The following is a 22,447-nucleotide window of genomic DNA, read 5'->3' on the forward strand; positions in this document are numbered from 1 at the left end:
AGTGTGGAGGCGGTGCGCCTGCAACTGGTGGCGGCGATGATCACCTTCGCGCTGCTGCGCCTCGCCCTGCGCCGCCACTGCCCACGGGTGCCGATCCTGCGTCTGGTCGATCTCCTGCGGCAGGGCTTGTTCGAGCCGCAGACATGGGCCGAGGTCCGGACCTTGCTCGATCCAAGACCCAAGGCGAGACACTCCTCGCCCAAGCGGAGAAGGCAATATGCCTGCGCCGCATAACTTCCCCGGACAGCCCTGCCGCGGGCGGGGAGAGGGCTGCGTTCCTGTTCAGGGAACGCAGCAAGCGAAGGCGGAGCCGGAGCGAGGGTGAGGGGGTCTCGACGCGTGAGACTCTTCCGGAAGTACCCCCTCACCCTCGCGACGAACCTGCGGTTCGCTGCTCCCTGAGCCCCTTCGGAGCTCAGGCCTATCCCCGCCCGCGGGGAGAGGGGAAAGCCTGAACTTCTTCCTTTACCCCGACCGCCCTGCTCAGATCAGAGCTGCCGCGGCAGTAAAAATTTTTCTCTCTCGCCTGCGCTTTGCGGAGATCGTTCGAGATAGAGCTCCGGTGAAGCATAGAAGGCTTCCGCTTTGTTGATCGGCGGGTGAGGAAATGCATTCCTGAAGTGATCGTGGTCGGTCCGATCCAAGTCTTGACCATTCACCGCCCCAACCGGAAACCGGCACCGGAGACCCGCAGCGAGCGGCTGCCGCCGCGTCGATCGTCCCGATAGCCGGCCGGACCGCGCCGGCTCGACGCGATCCGGCCCGAGATCTGCTTCTCGGCTCCCCGGACGGCCAGCGCTCGCGAAGCCGGGCTCGCACGAGGACCGCGCATGATCACCAGGAAGACCTTCCTCTCCGCGCTCGTCGCCGCGGCGCTCGCGGCGGGGACCGGCCCTGTCCCCGCGCAGGCGGCCGGGAAGAGCCTCACCTTCGCCTACCAGGACATGACCACGCCGATCCGCGTGCTGATGGAGAGCGGCGAGCTGGAGAAGCGCACCGGCTACACGGTGAAGTGGGTGAAGTTCGGCGGCGGCGGCGACGTGATCCGCGCCATGGCGTCGGGCAACGTCGATATCGGCGAGGCCGGCTCGTCGCCGATCGCCGCGGCCGCCTCGCAGGGGCTGCCGCTCAAGCTGTTCTGGATCCTCGACGATATCGGCGATGCCGAGCAGTTCGTCGCCCGCACCGGTGCCGGGATCACGGCGGTCAAGGACCTGAAGGGGAAGACGGTCGGCGTGCCGTTCGTCTCGACCGCCCATTACCAGCTGATGTTCGCCCTCCAGGAGGCTGGCCTCGGACCGAAGGACGTGAAGGTCCTCAACATGCGCCCGCCGGAGATCGCCGCCGCCTGGGAGCGGGGCGACATCGACGCCGCCTTCATCTGGGCGCCGGTGCTGACCGCGGCGAAGAAGAGCGGCACGGTCATCGCGTCGGCCGGCGACTTCGCCCGCAAGGGCAAGGCGACCTTCGACGGCATCGTGGCGACGAACGCGGCACTCACGGCCCATCGCGAGTTCCTGACGACCTTCGTGCGGCTGCTCGCCGCGGCCGACGCCGATTACGCCAAGGCCGGCGCGTCCTGGACCGAATCGTCGCCGCAGGTCGCGGCGATCGCCAAATGGACCGGGGCCGCCCCCGCCGAGGTCCCGGCAGCGCTCGCCGCCTACCGCTTCCCGACGCTGGCCGAGCAGGCCTCGCCCCGCTGGCTCGGCGGCGGCGCAGCGGACGCGCTCAAATCGACGGCGGAGTTCCTGAAGGCGCAGGGCCGCGTGCCCGATCTCGCGCCGGATTACGGCGCCTTCGTCACCACCGACCTCGTCGACGCCGCCCTCAAGCCCTGAATGTTTGGTTTGGCCGCATACCTCCGACGAACCGGTATCCCCTTCGTCGGAACATGCTCTGGGGAGTCGTGAGATGCTGGAGATCCGCAAGCTCAGCGTCCGCTACGGCGAAGGCGAGGGCGCGACCCTCGCCCTGTCCCGGGTCGACCTGACGATCGAGCCGGGGGAGTTCGTGGTGGCGCTGGGCGCCTCGGGCTGCGGGAAGACGACGCTCCTCAACTGCATCGCCGGCTTCCTGCCGGCGAGCGAGGGGCAGATCCTCCTCGACGGGCGCCCGGTCACCAGGCCGGGGGCCGATCGCGGCGTGGTGTTCCAGCGCCACGCCCTGATGCCCTGGCTCGACGTGCGCGACAACGTCGCCTTCGGCCTGACGATGCAGGGTGTGCCGCGCCGTGAGCGCGACGCGCGAGCCCGCGCCATGCTCGACCTCGTGGGCCTCGGCGACGCCGCCGAGAAGAAGATCTACGAGCTCTCCGGCGGCATGCAGCAGCGCGTCGGCATCGCCCGGGCGCTCACCGCCGATCCGCGCATGCTGCTGATGGACGAGCCGCTCGGGGCGCTCGACGCCTTCACCCGCGAGCAGGTCCAGGAGCTGATCCTGACCCTCTGGGCACGGACGCGGAAGATGGCGTTCTTCATCACCCACGAGGTCGAGGAGGCGATCTTCCTCGCGACCAAGCTCGTCATCATGACGCCGCGGCCGGGCCGCATCGCCGAGATCATCCCGCTCGACTTCTCCCGGCGCTTCGTCGCCGGCGAGACCGCGCGGGCGGTGAAGTCCAGTCCCGACTTCATCGCCATGCGCGAGCGGGTGCTGCGCGTGGTCCATGACCATGGCGGGGCCGGCCCCGCCGCGCGCGACCATGGCGGGGCCGACATCGATCCCGAGCGAGGAGCTGCCGCATGAGCGAGGCCGCGACCGACACGCCCGACGTGGCGATGAGCGTCCCGCCGCTGGCTTCCCGCCGCGCGGCGACGCGCCGGCGCGTCCCGCCGGCTTGGCTGATCAGCCTCGCGACCGTCGCGCTCGCCCTCCTCGCCTGGATCGCGGCGACGCAAGCCGGCCTCGTCAAGCCGCTGTTCCTGCCCCGGCCCGGCAGCGTGCTCGCGGCCTTCTCCGACGCGCTCGACGGGCGCATCGACGGCGCGCCGCTCCTGGAGCACGTCGCCGCGAGCCTGATGCGGGTGGCGAGCGCCTTCGTGCTGGCGGCGCTGATCGGGATCCCCGTCGGCCTCGCCACCGGCCTCAACCCCGCCTTACGGGCGGCTTTCGACCCGTTCATCGAGTTCTACCGGCCGCTGCCGCCGCTCGCCTACCTGCCGCTCGTGATCATCTGGTTCGGCATCGGCGAGACCTCGAAGATCCTGCTGATCTTCCTCGCCTGCTTCGCCCCCGTCGCGCTCGCCGCCCGCGCCGGCGTCTCGGCGGCGAGCGTCGACCAGGTCAACGCCGCCCGGGCGCTCGGCGCCAGCCGCGCCCAGGTGGTGCGCCACGTCGTCCTGCCGGCGGCCCTGCCGGACATCCTGGTGGGGTTGCGCATCGGCATGGGCGTCGGCTGGACAACGCTGGTGGCCGCCGAGATGGTGGCGGCCTCGACCGGCATCGGCCAGATGGTGCTCAACGCCTCGAACTTCCTGCGCACCGACATCGTGGTGATGGGCATCCTGGTGATCGGCGCCCTGGCGGCACTGTTCGAGTTCGGCATGCGCCGGCTGGAACGGCGCCTCACTCCGTGGAAGGGTAGGGCGTGACCGCCGGCCCGACCGACTCCGATTCGCGAGACGCCCGATGAACGACATGCTCCGCACCAACGACCTGCGCCACGTCATCGAGGCCGACCGGGCCCATGTCTGGCACCACCTCTCGCAGCACAAGGCCTACGAGACCACCGATCCGCGGGTGATGGTCGAGGGCAAGGGGATGCGGATCTGGGACGCGACCGGCCGCGAATACCTCGACGCGGTCTCCGGCGGCGTCTGGACGGTCAATGTCGGCTACGGCCGCACCAGCATCGCCGACGCGGTGCGCGACCAGCTCGTCAAGCTCAACTACTTCGCCGGCGCGGCCGGCTCGGTGCCGGCGGCCCTGTTCTCCGAGCGGCTGATCGCCAAGATGCCCGGCATGACCCGGGTGTACTATTCGAACTCCGGGTCGGAGGCGAACGAGAAGGTGTTCAAGATGGTGCGCCAGATCGCGCACCGGCACCATGGCGGGCGAAAAGGCAAGATCCTCTACCGCGAGCGCGACTATCACGGCACCACGATCGGCGCGCTCGCCGCCGGCGGCCAGGACCAGCGCCGCGACCAGTACGGGCCGTTCCCGGACGGCTTCGTGATGGTGCCGCACTGCCTCGAATACCGCAGCCAGTGGGGCGAGGTGGAGAATTACGGCGAGAGGGCCGCCGACGCGATCGAGGCGGTGATCCTGCGCGAGGGCCCCGACACGATCGGGGCGATCTGCCTCGAACCGGTCACCGCCGGCGGCGGCGTGATCACCCCGCCAAAGGGCTACTGGGAGAAGGTGCAGGACATCTGCCGCCGGCACGAGATCCTGATCCACATCGACGAGGTGGTCTGCGGCATGGGCCGCACCGGCACGTGGTTCGGCTACCAGCATTACGGCGTGCAGCCGGATTTCGTCACGATGGCGAAGGGCGTCGCCTCGGGCTACGCGGCGATCGCCTGCACCACGACGACCGAGGCGGTGTTCTCGCTGTTCAAGGACGACGCCTCCGACCCGATGTCGTACTTTCGCGATATCTCGACCTTCGGCGGCTGCACCGCCGGCCCGGCGGCGGCCCTCGAGAACATGCGGATCATCGAGGACGAGGGCTTGATCGACAACACGATCGCCATGGGCGATCGGCTGATGGCGGGCCTGCACGGTCTCTCCGAGCGCCACGCCGTCATCGGCGAGGTGCGCGGCAAGGGTCTGTTCTGCGGCGCCGAGCTCGTCGCCGACCGCGCAACGCGGGAGCCGGCGGAGGAGAAGCGCGTCCAGGCCGTGGTGGCCGATTGCATGGCGAACGGCGTCATCATCGGCGCCACCAACCGCTCGCTCGCGGGGCTCAACAACACGCTCTGCCTCAGCCCGGCGCTCATCGCGACGCCGGCCGACATCGACCGGATCGTCGAGGCGATCGACGGGGCGCTGGGGCGGGTGTTCGGCTGAGCGCGCGCGAGCGGTGTCGCACGACCGGCCCACGACAGTGTTGGTGTCGGACCTTGCAGGCCGCTCGCGCGCCGTCACGGCATGACGACGACCAGCGCTCCACATTCATTGGGATTCGCCCGACAGAAACGGGCCATCCCAGTCTCCGCGGACGATGTGCGGTGGAACGCAGCGGCTCGATCGGCGGTGCCGCGGGAAATCCGAGCGGGACAGCGTTTCATCGCTCCCCCCGCGCCACGAAGAACGGCGTCGGCTCCAATTCCGCATCCTCGTGCGCCACCATGCGGGGAACATGCGCGTCGGCCTGAGACACGAAGAGGTCGCGCACCAGCGCCTGCGCCAGCCGCGTCGCCCCGATCCCGAGGCCCGGGATGTCGCCGGCGAGCGCGCCGTGGCTGAGGGTGACGCCCCAGTTGAAGACGTGGAGCAACCCGAGATCCGGCAGTTGTCCGGGCACCCGCTCCAGCATCTGCATGCCGTCGCCGAGATAGGGGAAGCGCGCGGCCTCCGGGTTCGCCGCGGCCTCCGCCGGGGAGACCCGCTCGCCCCAGGTCAGCACCGCATCGCGAAAATCCTCCAGCTCCGGCCGCCGGGTCAGGTCGATGTCGAAGCCGACCGCCACCACGGCGGCCTCGACCGGGTAGCGGCCCCTTGCGGTTTCGATCACCAGGCCGTCCGGCCGCTCCGCGATCCCGCTCCAGCCCTCGCCGAACCGCACCGCGAAGTTCGGGTGGCGGGTGCAGCGCAGGACCGATTCGTGCGGCGGCGGCGTGCCCTCGCCCATCAGGTAGGTCGTGAAGGCCCAGCGCCGCGCGTCGTCGAGGGCGGCGTAGCCGCGCAGGAAGCCCGGGAAGGCGGCCCATTTCGACTTGTTGACCTGTGGAAAGCGCGAGCGGCGCACGAACAGCATGACCTCGGCCGCGCCGGCCTCGAGCGCCGTGGCGGCGTTGTCGATCGCCGAGGCCGAGGCGCCGAGCACCGCGACCCGGCCGCCGCGGAAGCGCGAGAAGTCGATCGGGTCGGAGGAGTGGAACAGCCGACCCTCGGCCCCGATCGCGAAGGGCGGCATCCGCCGCCCGCCCGAGCCGTCGCGGCCGCAGGCGAGCACCACCTTGCGAGCATGGACCGTCTCGGGGCCGGCGGGCCCCTCGATCGCCGCCCCGATCAGCCCGCCGGCCGGCCACAGCCGCACCAGCCGCGTGTCGTTCTCCACCGGCACGCCGACGGTGTCGCGCACGAACAGGAGGTAGCGCAGCCAGTCGAGGCGCGGGATCTTGTAGAGGTCGCGCCAGCCCTCGTCCCCGGCTTGCGCCTCCCACCAGGCCCGGAAGGTGAGGGAGGGGATGCCGAGATCCGGGCCCGTCAGGTGCTTGGGCGAGCGCAGGGTCTCCATCCGGGCGAACGTGCCCCACGGACCCTCGGCGCCGCGGGGCGCCTGGTCGATGACCCGGATGTTCGACACGCCCTCGCGCAGGAGCGCGAAGGCCGCGGTCTGGCCGCACATGCCGGCGCCGACCACCAGCACGTCGAGGGCGGGGCGCCCGTCCGGGCCTTCCACCGGCAGGGTCCAGGGCGCGGGCGGGTGGTTCAGGCGGGCGAGATCGCGCCGCACCTCGGCGGCTAGAGCCGTCAGGCCCTTCACGGCCGCGCTGTCCTGGTGGATATCCATGCCCATCTCGTCTGGAGGTCCCCGATGGTCGAACTGTCCTGCTTCTACAGCCTGTCCTCGCCCTGGTCCTATCTCGGCGGGCCGAAGCTCCAGGACATCGTGCGCCGCCACCGCGCCCGGCTGGTGCTGAAGCCCTTCGACTTCCAGGAGGTGGTGCCCAAGACCGGCGGCGTGCCGATCCGGACCCGGCCGCAGCCGCGACGCGATTATCATGCCGTCGAGCTCGCCCGCTGGAGCGAGTATCTCGGCCTGCCGCTGACCATCACGCCGCGATACTACCCGATGCAGAACCCGGCGCCGAACTGGAACAAGCATGCCGGCTGGACGGTGATCGCCGCCCAACAGGCCGGGCTCGACGCCTTTCCGCTCTCGCATGCGATCCTGCGGGCGCTCTGGGCCGAGGAGCGCGACATCTCGGATGCCGAGGTCCGTCGCGCCATCGCCGACGAGAATGGCTACGACGGCGCCGCCCTGGTGGCGGCCGAACAGAGCGAGCCCGTCCAGGCCGAGTACCGCCGCTACGGCGAGGAGGCGGAACGGCTCGGTGTGTTCGGCTCGCCGACCATTGTGCTCGACGGCGAGTTGTTCTGGGGTCAGGACCGGCTCGACTTCGTCGATCGGGCCCTGGCGAAGCGTCAGACCTCCGCCAAGCGCTAACCCCACGCAGACCTGAGCCGAGCCGGGTGCATGGCGCCCGGCCTCCATCGTGCGACAAGGGGCGGGGGCCAAGGGGCGGGCCCAAGCACGAACAAGGCCCCGGACGGGCGAGGAATCATGCACAACAGCGAGGCGATCTGGCGGCACGTCGAGGAGCACGCGGCGGCGTTCGTCGCCCTCTCCGACCGGGTGTGGGAGATGCCGGAGCTCAACTTCCAGGAGGTGCGCTCGGCCGCCGAGCACACCGCGATGCTCCGGGCGCAGGGCTTCCGGGTGACCGAAGGCACCGGCGGCATCCCGACCGCCATGATGGGCGAGGCGGGGGAGGGCGGCCCGGTCATCGCGATCCTCGGCGAGTACGATGCGCTGCCCGGCCTGAGCCAGGAAGCGGGCGTGGCCGCGCACCGTCCTCGTCCCGGCGAGGGCGCCGGCCACGGCTGCGGCCACAACCTGCTGGGAGCCGGCGCCCTGCTTGCCGCCACCGCGGTCAAGGACTGGCTCGCGGCGCAAGGCCTTCCGGGGCGCGTGCGCTATTACGGCTGCCCGGCGGAGGAAGGCGGGGCGGCCAAGACCTTCATGGTGCGCGACGGCGTCTTTTCCGATGTCGACGTGGCGATCACCTGGCATCCGGGCCCGTTCGTGGCGATCTGGGAACCGGTCTCCCTGGCGATCCAGCTCCTCGATTTCACCTTCGCCGGCAAGGCCTCGCACGCGGCGGCGGCACCGCATCTCGGACGCTCGGCCCTCGACGCGGTCGAGCTGATGAATGTCGGCGTCAACTACCTGCGCGAGCACATGCCGAGCGACGCGCGGGTGCACTACGCCTATCTCGATGCCGGCGGCATCGCCCCGAACGTCGTCCAGGCCGGCGCCACCGTGCGCTACCTCGTGCGCGCCGCCGACCTGCCGAGCCTCCTCGACCTCGCGGCCCGAGTGACGAAGATCGCGCAGGGCGCCGCCCTGATGACCGAGACCACGGTGACGAGCCGGGTGGTGAGCGCGATGTCGAACCTGCTCGCGAACCCACCGCTGGAGCAGGCGCTCCACGCCAACCTGATGCGCCTCGGGCCGCCGCCCTTCGACGCCGAGGACCGCGCCTTCGCGGAGGAGATCCGGGCGACGCTGACGCGCGAGGACATCGTCTCGGCCCATCGCCGCTTCGGCATGCCGGTGACCGATGCGCCGCTCTGCGACACGATCGTGCCCCTCGGCGCGGTGGGAGAGCGGATGATGGGGTCGACCGATGTCGGCGACGTGAGTTGGGCGGTTCCGACGGTGCAGGCCCGCGGCGCCACCTACGCCATCGGCACCCCGGGCCATTCCTGGCAGATGACCGCGCAGGGCAAGACCCCGGCGGCGCACAAGGGCATGGTCCACGTCGCCAAGGCGATGGCCGGTACCGCGGTCGACGTGCTGCGCGACCCCGACCTGCTCGCCCGCGCCAAGGCCGACCATGCCGAGCGGCTCGCCCGCACGCCGTATGTCAGCCCGCTGCCGGCCGGGCTCGCGCCGCCGCTCGACATGGCGAACTAGACTCGACATGGCGAACTAGACTTGGCGCGCTGATCTCAGGCCAGCAGGTCTCGATGCTCGCGGTGGCGCCTCAGCCACGCCGCCGCGTAGCCGCAGAGCGGCAGGATCCGCGCGCCCTCCGCCCGGGCGGTCGCGGCGACGCCCTGCATCAGCCGGTCGGCGGTGCCGGTGCCCCGCAGGGCCGGGGGCGCGTAGACGTAGGCGATGACGAGGGTGCCGGGTTGGCGGCGGTAATCGGCGTAGGCGACTTCGCCGTCCACCTCGAGCTCGAACCGGCTCCGCTCCGGGTTGTCGCGCATGGGGGCTCGTCCGAGGTTTCGGGCTGTGGGGGAAAAGGGGTGGGGGCTGGGGTGGTTCCAGGACGCGCCGATGCCGAGGTCATTCTCTTGCTGGGTACCCGGCCGTACTGACACCCTCGGCGTCATCCCGGGGCTCGGCGCAGCCGAGAACCCGGGATCCATAACCGCTGGCGGTGCAGAATAGTGTGGAACGCGCCCCGACATCTTCGGAGATCTCAGTGGTTATGGATCCCGGGTTCCGCTGCGCGGCCCCGGGATGACCCTGTGCGGTGTGAATGGACGCGTTTACACACCATCGACTCTCGGCTGCGACTGGTCGAACTCTCACTCCTCCGGCACCAGCCTTCCGGCAAACGTCAGGCACAGGCAGACCGCCCCGAGCACGAATTCCCACCGGCGGATGTCGCCGCCGATCGACGCCACCACCGCCTGCCCGATCAGGAAGACCCCGATGAGCGGCGGCACGACCGTGAGGACGAGGCGCAGGCTCCTGCGCCAGCCCCATCCCGAGGATTTCCCCGCCGAGGACCCGCCAGCCGCCACGCTCAGGCCTCGCCGGGCTGTGGCCCGTCGTAGCCCTCGATCACGATGAGGTCGATCTCGGCGCCGCCCTCCTGCTTGGCGCGGGCGGCCTGGTACTCCGGCGAATTCCAGCAGGCGAGGGCCTGGTCGTAGCTCGGGAACTCAATCACCACGTTGCGGGCGCGGCTCGATCCGCTCACCGCCTCGAACCTCCCGCCGCGCACCAGGAAACGTCCGCCGAATCGGGCGAAGGCGACGCCGTTGGCCGCAACGTAGTTCTTGTAGGCCTCCGGGTTCGAGACGTCGACGCGGCCGACCCAGTATCCCTTCGCCATTGAAGTCCTCCCATTGTTGTCAGCGCTCGATCTAGAGCGCGGCGGCCATCTCGTCGACGATCCGGCGGGCGCAGTCGCGCGGGTCGGCGGCGCCGGTAATCGGCCGGCCGACGACGACGTGGTCGACGCCGGCGCGCATCGCCTCGGCCGGGGTCACGACGCGCTTCTGGTCGCCGATCGCGGTGCCGGCCGGCCGGATGCCCGGCGTGACGATCAGCCGGTCGGGCCCGAGGATCTCCCGCACCTGCGGCGCCTCCGCCGCCGAGCAGACGATGCCGTCGATGCCGATCGCCTTGGCGGCGGCGGCCCGCACCGCGACGAGGTCGGCGACCGTCAGCGCGTAGCCGGCCTCGCGCGCATCCGCGTCGTCGTAGGAGGTGAGCACCGTGACGCCCAGGATCTTCAGGCCGCTCCCCGCCCGGTCGCGCCCATTGGCCGCCGCCCGCATGGTCTGCGGATAGGCGTGCACGGTGAGGAAGGTGGCGCCGATGCCGGCCAGCGACTGCACCCCCTCCTCGACGGTGTTGCCGATGTCGTGGAGCTTGAGGTCGAGGAAGACCTTGTGGCCGCCCTTGACCAGCCGCTCGGCGAGGCCGAGGCCGCCGGCATAGCCGAGGCGGTAGCCGATCTTGTAGAAGCTCGCGGCGTCGCCGATCCGCGCGATCAGGCGCTCGGCCTCGTCGGTGCTCGCCATGTCGAGGGCGACGATCAGGCGGTCGCGGGGGCTGATGGGCTCGGGCACGGGACCTCCAGGAATGTCGTCGGGCGCACCCATCACGGAGTGCGTCCCCGGAATCAAGCCCAGGCCGTCACGCCGGATGGCCGGCGGCGTCAGCCGGTGCGAGCCTCTTCATTGCCATCGCGAGTCCGGTTGAGAGTCTCCCGCCCTTTCCCGGACGACTGGAACGAAGTGGAAGGAGATCCGGGATCCAGCCGTAAGACTCGCCGCGAAGCGGCTCTGAATGTTGCATCGTTGCAGACATACGGGCGCTTCGCGACTTCCTGTGCTGGATCCCGGATCTCCTTCCGCTGACGCTCCAGTCGTCCGGGAAAGAGGCGGGGTTTGATTGGAACTCGGATTGGCCGATCACCGCGACGGCTCCCGTCCCACCTCCTCCGCCAATCGAGCCACCTCCGCCCGCAGGACCGGCAACAGCTCCGCCTCGAACCACGGATGCTTCCTGAGCCACGGCGTGTTGCGCCAGGACGGGTGGGGCAGCGGCAGCAGGCGGGGGCGTTGGGGCTCCAAAAAAATCTCGCGCCAGCGCGCCACGGTGCCGGTGAGGCCGCCGGGCTGGCGGCCGAGATGCCAGGCTTGCGCGTATTGCCCGATCAGCAGGATCAGCTCCAGGTCGGGCAGCCCGGCGAGGAGCGGTGCGCGCCAGGTCTCAGCGCATTCGCGCCGCGGCGGCAGGTCGCCGCCCTTGGAATCGTGGCCCGGGAAGCAGGCGCCCATCGGCACGATCGCGATCAGGTCGGGGTCGTAGAAGGCCGGCTCGTCGAGGCCGAGCCACGCGCGCAGGCGCTTGCCGGACGGGTCCTGGAACGGCACGCCGCTCTGGTAGGCCCGGTTGCCCGGCGCCTGGCTGGCGATGCAGATCCGGGCGCGGGACGTGCCCTGGACGATCGGCCGCGGCTCGACCGGGAGCGGCGGACCGTGGCGCGGCGCCTCGCGGCAGAGCCGGCAGGCGCGCACCCGCCCGGCCGTCTCGGCGAAGTCGGGCACGGATGAAAAAAGGGTGCGGCTTTCGCCGCACCCTGAAGTCGTCTCGGGTCCAAAACTGGAAGTCATCCCCTTCATATAGGGCAGGGGTTAAGGGTGTGGTGCGCGATCACACGCCACGGAGCGCCGCGAGGCGCGATCACACGCCACGGAGCGCCGTGAGGTCGAGGGGGAGCGAGCGCAGGCGCTGGCCGGTGGCGGCGAAGACCGCGTTTGCGATCGCAGGCGCCAGCACCGGTACGCCGGGCTCGCCGATGCCGGTGGGGGCGGCGGCCGAGGGCACGATATGGACCTCGACCTTCGGCATCTCGCTCATCCGGGTCGGCTCGTAGGCGTCGAAGTTCTTCTCCTGCACCTCGCCGTCCTTGAAGGTGATCTTGTTGCGCAGGACCGCCGAGAGCGCGAAGCCGACCGCGCCCTCGACCTGCGCCCGGATGATGTCCGGGTTCACCGCGACGCCGACATCGACCGCCGCCACGATGCGGTTCACCTTCACCTTGCCGGCCTCCGCCGTCACGTCGGCCACCATCGCGACGTAGGAGCCGAAGGATTCGTGCGCGGCGACGCCGTAGCCCCGTCCGGGCTTCTGCTCCCGGGCGCTCCAGCCCGCCTTCTCGGCGGCGAGCGTCAGCGCGGCGGAGAGCCGCGGCGCCTGTTTCAGCAGGCCGAGCCGGTAGGCCACCGGATCCTGGCCCGCCGCGTGGGCGAGTTCGTCGACGAACCCCTCCATCGCCTGCGCGGTGTGCGAGTGCCCGACCGAACGCCACCACAGGACCGGCACGCCCTCGCGGGCGTTGTGGACCTCGAACCGGTAGGCCGGAAGCGCGTAGGGCGTGTCGGACGCGCCCTCGACGGTGGTGGCGTCGACGCCGTCCTTCACCATCATCGCCTCGAGCGGCGTGCCGATGATGATCGACTTGCCGACGATGCGGTGCTCCCAGCCGGTGATCGCCCCCTTGGCGTCGAGGCCGGCGCGAATGCGGTGATAGGCGGCCGGGCGGTAATAGCCGCCGGTGATGTCGTCCTCGCGGGTCCAGACGAGGTGGATCGGGTTCTTCTCGCCCGTCGCCTTCAGGATCGCGGCGGCCTCGGCGATGTAGTCGGCGGAGGCCGTGGCGCGCCGGCCGAACGAGCCGCCGGCCCACAGCGTGGTGATGCGGATCTTGTCGGCGGTGGTGCCGAGGATGCCGGCGGCCACCGCCTGCTCGATGGTCTGGAACTGCGAGCCGGCATAGATCTCGTAGCCACCGTCGGCTGCGCGCTCGATCGTGGCGTTGAGCGGCTCCATCGGAGCATGCGCCAGGTAGGGGAAGCTAAACTCCGCCTCCAGCACCTTGGCCGCGCCCTTGATGGCGCCCGCGGCGTCGCCGCGCTGCGAGGCGACGAGGCCGGGCTTGTCGGCCATCGCCTTGTAGGCAGCCTGCTGCGACTCGGTCGACTGGCGCTCGGCGCCGGCATCGTCCCAGGTGAGCGTCAGGGCCTCGCGGCCCTTCATCGCCGACCAGGTGTCCTTCGCCACGACGGCGACGCCGCTCGGGATCCGCACCACCTGGACCACGCCCGGCACCGCCTTGGCGGCATTGTCGTCCACCGATTTCAGCGTCGCGCCGAAGCGCGGGGCACGGGCGACGAGGGCCGTGAGCTGGCCCGGCCGGCGCACGTCGAGGGCGTATTGCGCGCTGCCGTCGGTCTTCGACTTCGAATCGAGCCGCGGCAGCTTGGTGCCGATCAGCCGGAAGGCGGAGGGATCCTTGAGGGTCGGGTTCTCAGGGACCGGCTGCACGGCCGCCTTGGCGGCGAAGGCGCCGAAGCGGGACTCCTTGCCGCTGGCGTGGCGCAGCACGCCCTTCTCGATTCCGATCTCGCCGGCCGGCACCTTCCACTCCTGGGCCGCGGCCGCGACCAGCATCGCGCGGGCGGCGGCCCCGGCCTTGCGCAGCTGGATCCAGGAATTCGCCACCGCGGTCGAGCCGCCGGTGCCCTGGATCGGCCCGAAGGCGAGGTTGTTGTAGAGGCTGGCATCGGCCGGGGCGAAGACCGCGCGCATCTGCCCCCAGTCGGCGTCGAGCTCCTCGGCCACGATGGTGGCCAGGCCCGTCGTGTTGCCCTGGCCCATGTCGAGGTGCTTGATCACCACCGTCACGGTGTCGTCGGCGGCGATGCGCACGAAGGCGTTAGGTCTAGCCGGGGCCTTCGACAGGTCGGGGCCGCCCGCTGCCCGCGCGCCCTTCGGGTCGAGGTGGAGCCCGATCACCAGGGCGCCGCCGGCGGCGGCGGTGCCGCGCAGGAAGGCGCGGCGGGAGGAGACGATGTCTCCGCGCGTCTTGATTCTGTGGTTCAGCATGGCGGCGTCCCGGTCAGGCGAGGGAGCGGGCGGCGTCGTGGATCGCCGCGCGGATGCGCTGGTAGGTGCCGCAGCGGCAGACATTGCCGTCCATGGCGGCGTCGATGTCGGCGTCGCTCGGCTTCCTGTTCTCCGAGAGGAGGCCGATCGCCGACATCATCTGGCCCGACTGGCAGTAGCCGCACTGCACCACGTCGAGGTTGCGCCAAGCGGTGCGGACCGCCTCGGCCACCGGGCCGGCGATGCCCTCGATGGTGGTGATCTTCCCCTCGCCGACATCGCCGAGGCGGGTCTGGCACGAGCGCACCGGCTGCCCGTCGATGTGGACCGTGCAGGCGCCGCACTGCGCGATGCCGCAGCCGTACTTCGTGCCGGTGAGGTTGAGGTGGTCGCGGATCGCCCAGAGGAGCGGCATCTCGGGATCGGCCTCGACCTCGTAGGTCCGGCCGTTGAGGGTGAGCTTCGTCATCGTGCGCTTCCGACGAGAGGCTGGAACGGTTCCAGGGCTTCTTGTGTGCGGCTGCTCCTGGACCCTCGGCAAGCGGGACTGATGTGCGCCAGCGCACCCCTCCGCGCGTGCCCCAGCGGCAGGGCGGGACGGGAAATTCGTCCCATTCGATGCGATGCATTCTCGGGGTTGCGGCAGGAGGACCTTAACGAAGTTCGGTCAGCCTCTCCCGGACCGGCCGACGGTCCCACGCGGCGAGGAGCGGCAGACCCGATCGCGATGTCCGAAGTCACGGCGGAAATGGTCCAGCGCGGGCGCGGCCCGACGGCGGAGGAGGCGGCCCGGCGGCGCAAGGTCGCGCGGGACGTGCGCTCCGCCCGCGAGCGGCTGACCTCCTCGATCGGGCTCGAACGCGCCTTCGACTACGAGCTTTTGCGCGTCTACGCCCAGTACCGCATCGGCGCCTTTCTGCCGCTGGTGGTGCTGGCCTGCTGCATTGCCGCCGCCGCGATGTTCTGGGCGCCGGTGCTCCTCAGCGGCGCGTGGTGCGTCGGCGTGCTGGCGGTGATCGCCGGCAACACCGCGCTCGCCCGCTCCTTCCTGCGCCAGGATCCGGACGCGCTGTCGCTGCCCGCCTCGCGCCGGCGGGTGATCGTCGGCGAGGTGGTCCAGAGCGTCGCCTGGGCGCTGCTCGTCGTGATGCTGCTCCAGGTCGAGGCGGCGAACGCCCGCACCTTCGTGATGTTCGTCCTCGTCATCGTGGCCGCCGTGACCACGATGCTCGCCGCCACGGTGCCGCTCGGCGCCTATGCGGGCCTGCTGCCGCTCAGCGCCGCCACCGCGGCGCTCCTGTGCCTGTCGCGGGAGGCGGAAGCGGTCCTGCTCGTCGGCATGGCGGTCTGCGCGCAGCTGTTCTTCCTGTTCCTGTCGAACCACCTGCACGCCTCGACGGTCGCGGCGCTGCAATCGCGGGCCGAGAAGGACGCGATCTTCGGCGAACTGGAGCAAGCCAAGGCCAATTCCGACGAGGCGCGCCGGCGCGCCGAGGAGGCCAACCTCGCCAAATCCCGCTTCCTCGCCACCATGAGCCACGAGCTGCGCACGCCGCTCAACGCCATCCTGGGCTTCTCGGAGGTGATGAAGAACGAGGTGTTCGGCCCGCATTCCTCGGGCTCCTACCGGGAATACTCGACCGACATCCACGACAGCGGCCTGCACCTGCTCAACCTCATCAACGAGATCCTCGACCTCTCGCGCATCGAGGCCGGGCGCTACGAGCTCAACGAGGAGGCCCTCCAGCTCGCCTACGTGGTCGAGGAGAGCCGGCACATGATGACGCTCCGTGCGCGAGCCAAGAACCAGACCTTCCACGAGCTCATCGATCCCACCCTGCCGCGGCTCTGGGCCGACGAGCGGGCGTTGCGCCAGATCGTGCTCAACGTCCTGTCGAACGCGATCAAGTTCACGCCGCCGGGGGGCGAGATCACCATCAAGGTCGGCTGGACCTCGTCGGGCGGGCAGTATGTCAGCGTGAAGGATACCGGTCCCGGCATCCCCGAGGACGAGATCCCGACGGTGATGTCGTCCTTCGGCCGAGGTTCGCTGGCGATCAAGACCGCCGAGCAGGGGTCGGGCCTGGGGTTGCCGATCGTGAAGGGCCTCGTCGACCTGCATGGCGGCGGCTTCCAGCTGAAGTCGCGCCCGCGCGAGGGCACCGAGGTGATCGTCACCTTCCCGGCGACCCGGGTGATGGATGCCCTGCCGGCGCTGGCGGAGGAAACGCCGGTGCGGCCGGTTCGGGCGGCGTGAGGGGCCGGCGCGACGTGCCTCCGTGCGGCGTGCGACTCCACGACCCGGCCTGATTGAAGCCGTTGATACTCAAACCCTCTGCGTCATCCCGGGGCTCGACGCAGTCGAGAACCCGGGATCCATAACCGCCGAGGGTGGCCGAACAAAGCGATCCGCGTTCCGCCTTCTTCCTATAACCTCAGCGGTTATGGAACCCGGGTTCCGCTTTCGCGGCCCCGGGATGACGCGGAGGGGTTGCAAGTCTCTCCGTTGACGCTCTGCCGCGCCAGCCCCCTCACCCCAGCGGAATATCCAGCACGAACTGCGCCCCCGGCCCGCCCTCCGCGGTGCTGAGGCGCCCGTCGAGCTGGCGGATCAGGCTGGCGATGATCTTGAGACCCAGCGAGCGCTGGCGCATCGACACGTCGAAGCCCGGCGGCAGGCCGACGCCCTCGTCGCGGACCGAGAGGCGCAGGCCCTCGTCGCGCACCGCGAGGCTGACCCGCACTGGCCCGGTGCCCTGCGGATAGGCGTGCTTGACGGCGTTGGTCACCAGCTCGTTGACGACGAGGCCGATCGGGATCGCCTGGTCGGCGCTGATCACCTTCGAATCGGCCTCGCAGGCGAGGTCGTGGCCCGGCGCCTCCTCCCGGAGCTTCGCCACCAATTCGCGCAGGAAGTCGGCCAGCTCGACCATCCCGAGCTGGTGGATGCCGCGCCAGAGGTGGTCGTGCACCTCCGCCACCGTGGCGATGCGCGCGCCCGCATCTTCGAGGGCGTGGCGCACCTCCTCGGACTGGGCGTCCCGCGCCTGGAGCCGCAGCAGGCCCGCCACCACGCCGAGGCTGTTCTTGACCCGGTGGCTCATCTCCCGGGTGAGCTGCACCTGGTGGTCGAGGGCGTCGCGCAGGCGCGCATCGCCCTGGTGGCGCTCGACCGCGATGCCGATCAGGCCGGCGAAGCCCGCGAGGAATTCCTGGTCGGCGCGGTCGAAGCCGTGGCCCTCGGTGCCCCAGGCCTCGAGCACGCCGTAGGCCCGCCGGCTCTCGTCGCCGAGCGCGATCGGCACGTTGACCGCGTGGCAGGGGCCGGCGGGCGCCGGTCCCCCCGGCCGGCGCAGGGCCTCCGGCAGCAGCGCTTCCGACAAGAGACCCTTCGGTACCTGGAAGCGCGCCCCGTCATGCTCGGCTCCCGGGCGGATCCCGTTGGCGAGCACGCCGGCCCCGGTGCGGAACGCGTAGGCCGCCGGCGTCGCCTCGTCCCCGGCCGCGAAATCCGTCCCGACCCGGTCGTCGCCGAGACCCGTGCAGGCCCGGATCACGAAGGCGTGATCGCTGGCGCGGTATTCCAGGACCTGGCAGCACGCCGCGCCCAGGGCCTCGGCGCAGAGCTCGCTCGCCCGCGCCAGCAGCGCGTCGAGGTCGCGGGTCTGCAGCGCCATCCGGGCGAAGGCGCCCAGCAGCGCCTGCTGCCGCAGCCGGTACGGCAGTTCCGCCCGGCCGTTCCCGGCCTCGTGCGCCTCGCGGATCGACCCGTCACTCGCCATCCACCGGGACTCTCGCAAACTCGGGGTGCTGTCCCCAGGGTGCCTTCCCCCTCCGAGGTGCCTTCCCCGAAGGCACGTCGGATGGCCGGACTCTTACGCCATCCTGCCCCGAGCACAAGCCGAGCAACAGGCCGAGTCGACGGGCCTGAGCAGAGTTGCACAGGGCAACTCTGCTTAGCTCCTTGTTTTTGCATCATTTCTACCGCCGAACCGGTGACCACTTCGGCGAATGATGCTTAGAGCAGGCGCCGCCGGCGCTCGACCAGGCGCAGGATCATCGGGGTCAGGATCAGCTGCATCGCGAGGTCGAGCTTGCCGCCGGGGATCACCACCGAGTTCGCCCGCGACATGAAGCTGCCGGCGATCATCGAGATCAGGTAGGGGAAGTCGATGCCGCGGGGGTCGCGGAAGCGGATCACCACCATCGATTCGTCGGCGGTCGGGATCCAGCGGGCGACGAACGGGTTCGAGGTGTCGACCGTCGGGATGCGCTGGAAGTTGATGTCGGTGTTGGTGAATTGCGGGCAAATGGTGGTGACGTAGTCGGGCATCCGGCGCAGGATCACGTCGGTCACCGCCTCGGTCGAGTAGCCGCGGGCGGCCTTGTCGCGGTGGAGTTTCTGGATCCATTCCAGGTTGATCACCGGCACCACGCCGATCCTGAGATCGGCTTGGCCCGCGATGTCGATCCGCTCGGTGGTCAGCGCCCCGTGCAGGCCCTCGTAGAACAGGAGGTCCGACCCTTCCGGAAAATCCTCCCAGGGCGTGAAGGTGCCGGGCTCGGCGTGGAAGCGCGCGGCGTCCTCGGCATCGTGCACGTAGTGCCGGGTGCGGCCGCGGCCCGAGGCGGCGTAGTCGCGAAACACCGCCTCCAGCTCGGTGAGCAGGTTCGCCCGCTCGCCGAAATGGCTCAGGGTCGGCTCCCGCGCCTCCGCCTCGCGCATCGCCGCCCGGTCGAGGGCGTGGAAGGCGTCGCCCTCGATGAACACCGCCGCCACGCCCTCGCGGCGAAAGATCTGCTCGAAGGTGTTGCGCACCGAGGTGGTGCCGGAGCCCGACGACCCGGTCACCGACACGATGGGGTGGAGCGCCGACACCGCGGGTCAGGCCCGCAGCAGCCCGCGCGGGGCGAAGAGCGGCGAGCCGCCGGCATCGCGGTCCGCTTCGAGGCGGCGGGCGAGGTCCGCCACCGCCCGGGCCGGCCCGATGGCCAGCGGCGTCGTCCGGTCGAGGCGGCCGGCGGGGAGGTCGAGGATCGCGCGCCCGCGCTCGTCGGTGGCCGCCCCGCCGGCCGCCTCGACCGCGAGCGCGATCGGCGCCGCCTCGTGGACGAGCCGGAGCCCTCCATTCTCGCGAAGGTCCGCCGGCCGGAGGTGCAGGCCGCCGCGGGTCAGCACCCGCTGGGCGCAGGCCGCGAGGGAGGCGAGGGGGGCGGCCCGCGTCCCCTCGCCGCCGATCGCGTCTGGCGGTACGCGCAGCACGGCCGGCGGCCGGAAGGTGCCGCTCCGGGGATCGAGGATCCGCGTCGTCGTCGCGGTGCCGTCGGTCAGGGTCAGGAGGGTGCGCGGGCCGTAGACGACGAAGCCCGCCGCGACCTGGGTCCGGCCCGGGGCCAGGAAGGCCGCCTCGGGATCCGGCCCGGCGGGCCTCAAGGAGAACAGCGTCCCGGCCGGCATCCCACCCTCGAGGTCGTCCGCCCCCTCGAGGGGCGAGAGGGCGAGGACGTAGTCGGCGCCGGCGAGGCGCGGCTCCGGCCGCTCCGCGTCGCGCCAGGCGAGGGCGGCGATCTCGGCCCCGCGCAGGGCCTCGGCGAAGATCCGCCGGGCGGCGGCCCGCGGGTCCCCGGGAAGCGTCGCGATCAGCGCGGCGGTCGCCGCCGCCGCGGCCGCGAGGGCGGCGAGCACCGGCCCGGCGGCCGGCTGGCGCCGCGGCGGCGGCATGTCGGTGCGGGCGCTCAGAAGCATGTGCGACTCCGGAAGATGCCCCAGATGGAACGGATGCCCCAGATGGACCTGCCCGTGGTCTCGGCCGCAGCTTAGGCGCGGACCCGGATTGCGTCATCCTGTCCCGAAGTACGGGATGCGCCGGGGCGGGCCGCGATGTCGGATCGGAGTCTCACCTCACACTCCAGGGGCCGGGAAGCGGGGCCGAGGAACCGGATGGCGCAGGACCGGATACGCAACCTCTCGCTCAAGCAGCTCCACGCCGTCGCGGCGATCGCGCGGCTCGGCACGATGACGCGCGCCGCGCAGGAGCTGAACGTGACCCCGGCGGCCCTGACCGCGCGGATCAAGGGGCTCGAGGACGAGATCGGCCTGCTCCTGTTCGACCGCACCCATGCGGGGCTGAAGCCGACCGATGCCGGCCGCGAGCTGCTCTGGGCGATCGACAGCATCGGCACCGTGCTGGAGACCTGCACCGAGCGGCTGCGGACCCTGCGCGGCGGCCAGGGCGGCCGGGTCTCGCTCGGCGTGGTCTCGACCGCGAAGTACTTCGCGCCGCGGATCGTCGGCGGCTTCGCCCGCGCCCATCCGGGGATCGAGATCGACCTCGTGGTCGGCAACCGCGGCGCCACCGTCGAGGCCCTGCGCGACTATCGGGTCGACCTCGCCCTGATGGGCCGCGCGCCCCGGGACTTCCCGATCACCGCCGAGACCGTCGGACCCCATCCCCTGGTGGTGATCGCCGCCCCCGACCACCGCTTCGCCGGGCGGCGCGGCCTGACCCGGGCTGAACTGGCCGAGGAACCGTTCCTGGTGCGCGAATACGGCTCGGGCACCCGCACGGTGTTCGAGGAGTTTATGGCCGGCCTGATGATCCGCCGCGCCCGCATCGGCATCGACAGCGGCTCGAACGAGACCATCAAGCAGACCGTGATGGCGGGTCTCGGGGTGGCGCTGATCTCGGGCCACACCGTGGCGGCCGAGGTGGCCGACGGCCGGCTCGTGCTCCTCGACGTCGAGGGCCTCCCGATCCGCCGCGACTGGTTCTCGGTGCGCCGGGCCGACAAGGTGCTGAGTCCCGCCGGCCAGGCGTTCTGGGATTTTCTGGTCGAGGAGGGCGCCGCCTGGCTGCCGGAGCTGCCGGATCCGGCCGGCTAGAGCAGCGCCTCGGCACGCGGCGGCGACAGGCGACGCAACAATGATCGACAGGTGCTGGAGTAACTGTCCACGCTCCCACCTTTCCCGGACGACTGCAGCGTCAGCGGAAGGAGATTCGGGAAAGGGCGGCAGGACCGTGTGCGGCCGTCGCGGATCGAGGCGTTGCGGAGGGTCAGGCCGCCTCGTCCGCGCGCGGCGCAACCTCGACCGGCACCTCCCGGGGAAGGGATGGCACCCGGGCCCAGGGCTCGATCCGGAACGGGACGTCGCGCAGGTGCGCCGAGGCGCTGGCGCCGACCGCCATGATGTCGTCCCAGCGCGACAGGAAGGCGGCGACGCAGGCCGGATCGAAGTGGCGGCCGCTCTCCGCCGCGATGCAGGCCCGCGCCTCGGCGAGCGGCATCGCCGCCTTGTAGGAGCGCTCGGTGGTCAGCGCGTCGAACACGTCGGCGACGGCGACGATCCGGGCGGCGAGGGGGATCGCCTCGCCGGACAGGCCGTTCGGGTAGCCGCCGCCGTCCCAGCGTTCGTGGTGGGATTCGGCGATCTCCGCCGCGAGGCCGATCAGCTCGCAGTTGCTGCCGCCAAGGATGCGCTTGCCGATCGCCGCATGCGTGCGGATCAGGGCGAATTCCTCCTCGTCGAGGCGGCCGGGCTTGAGCAGCACGCTGTCGGGAATCGCGACCTTGCCGACGTCGTGGAGCGGGGCCGCGAGATAGACGCGGCGGCAGAGATCCGCGTCGAGCCCGAGCGCCTCGGCCATGATCTGGCTGTAGCGGGCGACGCGCCAGGTGTGGTCGCCGGTGTCGTTGTCCCGGTACTCGACCGCCAGCGAGAGGCGGAAGATGATCTCGGCCTCGCGCTCGCGCAACGTCCGCACCGCCGTCTCGACCTCGCCGGCGAGCCAGGAGGCCTGGTCGTCGAGGCGTCGCACGGCGGTGGCCAGCCGCACCAGATTGCGCAGCCGGACCTGGAGCTCGACGCGGCCGGTGCGCTTGTCGAGGAAGTCGGTGGCACCCGCATCCAGGGCGGCGAGGCGCACCGCGTCGCTCACCTCGCTGGTGATCATCACGATCGGCACCTGGGCGTAATGCGCGATCCCCCGCAACTGGCGGATGACGGACACGCCGTCCATCTCGGGCATGTTGTAGTCGACGAGCACGAGGTCGAAGGCGCACATCCGCGCCTCGTCGAGCGCCAGCAGCGGATTCCGGAAGATGGAGGTGACGGCCTGCCGGTCCTGCTCCAGCAGCCGCTTCATCTGGGCCAGCACCGCCTGGCTGTCGTCGATGACAAGTACGTCCATCTGCCATCCCCCGCGGCGCACGACCGCCGGCCTTGGGCCGGGTCCCGCGGCATGGGAAGCCGGACGGCTCCCCGCATTCGAAGCCAGGGTTCGATCCCTGTCTCGTGAGAGGATGGGGTTTCCGAGCTTAACTCTCAGTAAATGATCGATCGGGAGCCGGGGA

20 protein-coding genes and 1 pseudogene are annotated in these 22,447 nt (G+C 71.1%); 9 read left to right on the forward strand and 12 right to left on the reverse strand.

Translation table 11 applies throughout. From position 1 onward, the window contains the following. From BM430_RS34970 to BM430_RS31605, 5 genes and pseudogenes are all read left to right on the forward strand, one after another. Window positions 1–234: pseudogene (locus BM430_RS34970) on the forward strand (hypothetical protein); the annotation flags it as partial. 596 nt (window positions 235–830) lie between these two features. Next, on the forward strand, window positions 831–1,841 hold the full coding sequence (gene tauA, locus BM430_RS31590) for a taurine ABC transporter substrate-binding protein (protein ID WP_093571162.1): 1,011 nt from the start codon (window positions 831–833) through the stop codon (window positions 1,839–1,841). A 73-nt stretch (window positions 1,842–1,914) separates the two neighbouring features. Then, complete coding sequence (locus BM430_RS31595; RefSeq protein ID WP_093571163.1) at window positions 1,915–2,748, forward strand: taurine ABC transporter ATP-binding protein; 834 nt, start codon at window positions 1,915–1,917, stop codon at window positions 2,746–2,748. Then, complete coding sequence (locus tag BM430_RS31600; RefSeq protein WP_093571164.1) at window positions 2,745–3,593, forward strand: ABC transporter permease subunit; 849 nt, start codon at window positions 2,745–2,747, stop codon at window positions 3,591–3,593. The genes BM430_RS31595 and BM430_RS31600 overlap by 4 nt, the downstream gene beginning before the upstream one ends. Window positions 3,594–3,630: 37 nt before the next feature. Next, window positions 3,631–5,013: an aminotransferase family protein gene (locus BM430_RS31605; protein ID WP_093571165.1), complete on the forward strand. Its 1,383-nt coding sequence runs from the start codon at window positions 3,631–3,633 to the stop codon at window positions 5,011–5,013. Between the two features lie 217 nt (window positions 5,014–5,230). On the opposite strand, the gene BM430_RS31610 is transcribed toward BM430_RS31605, so the two are convergent. Continuing rightward, on the reverse strand, window positions 5,231–6,682 hold the full coding sequence (locus BM430_RS31610) for an FAD/NAD(P)-binding protein (protein WP_093571166.1): 1,452 nt from the start codon (window positions 6,680–6,682) through the stop codon (window positions 5,231–5,233). A 24-nt stretch (window positions 6,683–6,706) separates the two neighbouring features. Between BM430_RS31610 and BM430_RS31615 the strand changes: the two genes are divergently transcribed. Both BM430_RS31615 and BM430_RS31620 read left to right on the forward strand, forming a co-directional pair. Then, window positions 6,707–7,339, forward strand: coding sequence for a 2-hydroxychromene-2-carboxylate isomerase (locus tag BM430_RS31615; protein ID WP_093571167.1), 633 nt, complete (start codon window positions 6,707–6,709; stop codon window positions 7,337–7,339). Window positions 7,340–7,456: 117 nt separating this feature from the next. Beyond that, the gene (locus BM430_RS31620) at window positions 7,457–8,872 is read left to right on the forward strand and encodes a M20 family metallopeptidase (protein WP_093571168.1); all 1,416 of its coding nucleotides are present in this window, start codon (window positions 7,457–7,459) and stop codon (window positions 8,870–8,872) included. A 35-nt stretch (window positions 8,873–8,907) separates the two neighbouring features. On the opposite strand, the gene BM430_RS31625 is transcribed toward BM430_RS31620, so the two are convergent. The 7 genes from BM430_RS31625 to BM430_RS31655 all read right to left on the reverse strand — a co-directional run bounded on the left by BM430_RS31625 (window position 8,908) and on the right by BM430_RS31655 (window position 14,564). Further along, a complete protein-coding gene (locus BM430_RS31625; protein WP_093571169.1) occupies window positions 8,908–9,171 on the reverse strand; it encodes a GNAT family N-acetyltransferase in 264 nt (87 codons plus the stop codon). 324 nt (window positions 9,172–9,495) lie between these two features. Further along, complete coding sequence (locus tag BM430_RS31630) at window positions 9,496–9,714, reverse strand: hypothetical protein (protein ID WP_093571170.1); 219 nt, start codon at window positions 9,712–9,714, stop codon at window positions 9,496–9,498. A gap of 2 nt (window positions 9,715–9,716) precedes the next feature. Then, window positions 9,717–10,028 carry a DUF1330 domain-containing protein gene (locus BM430_RS31635; protein WP_093571171.1) on the reverse strand — a complete coding sequence of 104 codons (312 nt, stop codon included), beginning with the start codon at window positions 10,026–10,028 and terminating at the stop codon, window positions 9,717–9,719. A gap of 31 nt (window positions 10,029–10,059) precedes the next feature. Beyond that, the gene (gene pyrF, locus BM430_RS31640; protein ID WP_093571172.1) at window positions 10,060–10,770 is read right to left on the reverse strand and encodes an orotidine-5'-phosphate decarboxylase; all 711 of its coding nucleotides are present in this window, start codon (window positions 10,768–10,770) and stop codon (window positions 10,060–10,062) included. Between the two features lie 345 nt (window positions 10,771–11,115). Further along, window positions 11,116–11,754 (reverse strand): uracil-DNA glycosylase family protein, encoded by a 639-nt coding sequence (locus BM430_RS31645; protein WP_093571173.1) that lies wholly within the window; start codon window positions 11,752–11,754, stop codon window positions 11,116–11,118. Between the two features lie 136 nt (window positions 11,755–11,890). Next, window positions 11,891–14,095 (reverse strand): xanthine dehydrogenase family protein molybdopterin-binding subunit, encoded by a 2,205-nt coding sequence (locus tag BM430_RS31650; protein WP_093571174.1) that lies wholly within the window; start codon window positions 14,093–14,095, stop codon window positions 11,891–11,893. Window positions 14,096–14,108: 13 nt separating this feature from the next. Beyond that, complete coding sequence (locus tag BM430_RS31655) at window positions 14,109–14,564, reverse strand: (2Fe-2S)-binding protein (protein ID WP_093571175.1); 456 nt, start codon at window positions 14,562–14,564, stop codon at window positions 14,109–14,111. Window positions 14,565–14,822: 258 nt separating this feature from the next. Between BM430_RS31655 and BM430_RS31660 the strand changes: the two genes are divergently transcribed. Next, window positions 14,823–16,352 carry a sensor histidine kinase gene (locus BM430_RS31660; protein ID WP_093571176.1) on the forward strand — a complete coding sequence of 510 codons (1,530 nt, stop codon included), beginning with the start codon at window positions 14,823–14,825 and terminating at the stop codon, window positions 16,350–16,352. A 274-nt stretch (window positions 16,353–16,626) separates the two neighbouring features. Here BM430_RS31660 and BM430_RS31665 read toward each other — a convergent pair whose 3' ends face one another. The 3 genes from BM430_RS31665 to BM430_RS31675 form a co-directional block, all read right to left on the reverse strand. Then, window positions 16,627–17,877, reverse strand: coding sequence for a sensor histidine kinase (locus BM430_RS31665; RefSeq protein WP_093571177.1), 1,251 nt, complete (start codon window positions 17,875–17,877; stop codon window positions 16,627–16,629). A gap of 236 nt (window positions 17,878–18,113) precedes the next feature. Next, on the reverse strand, window positions 18,114–18,974 hold the full coding sequence (locus tag BM430_RS31670; RefSeq protein WP_093571178.1) for a phosphoribulokinase: 861 nt from the start codon (window positions 18,972–18,974) through the stop codon (window positions 18,114–18,116). Between the two features lie 6 nt (window positions 18,975–18,980). After that, entirely contained in the window at window positions 18,981–19,841 is an 861-nt protein-coding gene (locus BM430_RS31675; protein WP_093571179.1) for a hypothetical protein, read from the reverse strand. A gap of 210 nt (window positions 19,842–20,051) precedes the next feature. Between BM430_RS31675 and BM430_RS31680 the strand changes: the two genes are divergently transcribed. Then, a complete protein-coding gene (locus BM430_RS31680; RefSeq protein ID WP_093571188.1) occupies window positions 20,052–20,978 on the forward strand; it encodes a LysR family transcriptional regulator in 927 nt (308 codons plus the stop codon). A gap of 172 nt (window positions 20,979–21,150) precedes the next feature. On the opposite strand, the gene BM430_RS31685 is transcribed toward BM430_RS31680, so the two are convergent. Next, entirely contained in the window at window positions 21,151–22,284 is a 1,134-nt protein-coding gene (locus BM430_RS31685) for an HD domain-containing phosphohydrolase (RefSeq protein WP_093571180.1), read from the reverse strand. Between the last annotated feature and the right edge of the window lie 163 nt (window positions 22,285–22,447).

The sequence above is a fragment of the Methylobacterium sp. 174MFSha1.1 genome, assembly GCF_900116815.1.
Lineage (GTDB): Bacteria > Pseudomonadota > Alphaproteobacteria > Rhizobiales > Beijerinckiaceae > Methylobacterium.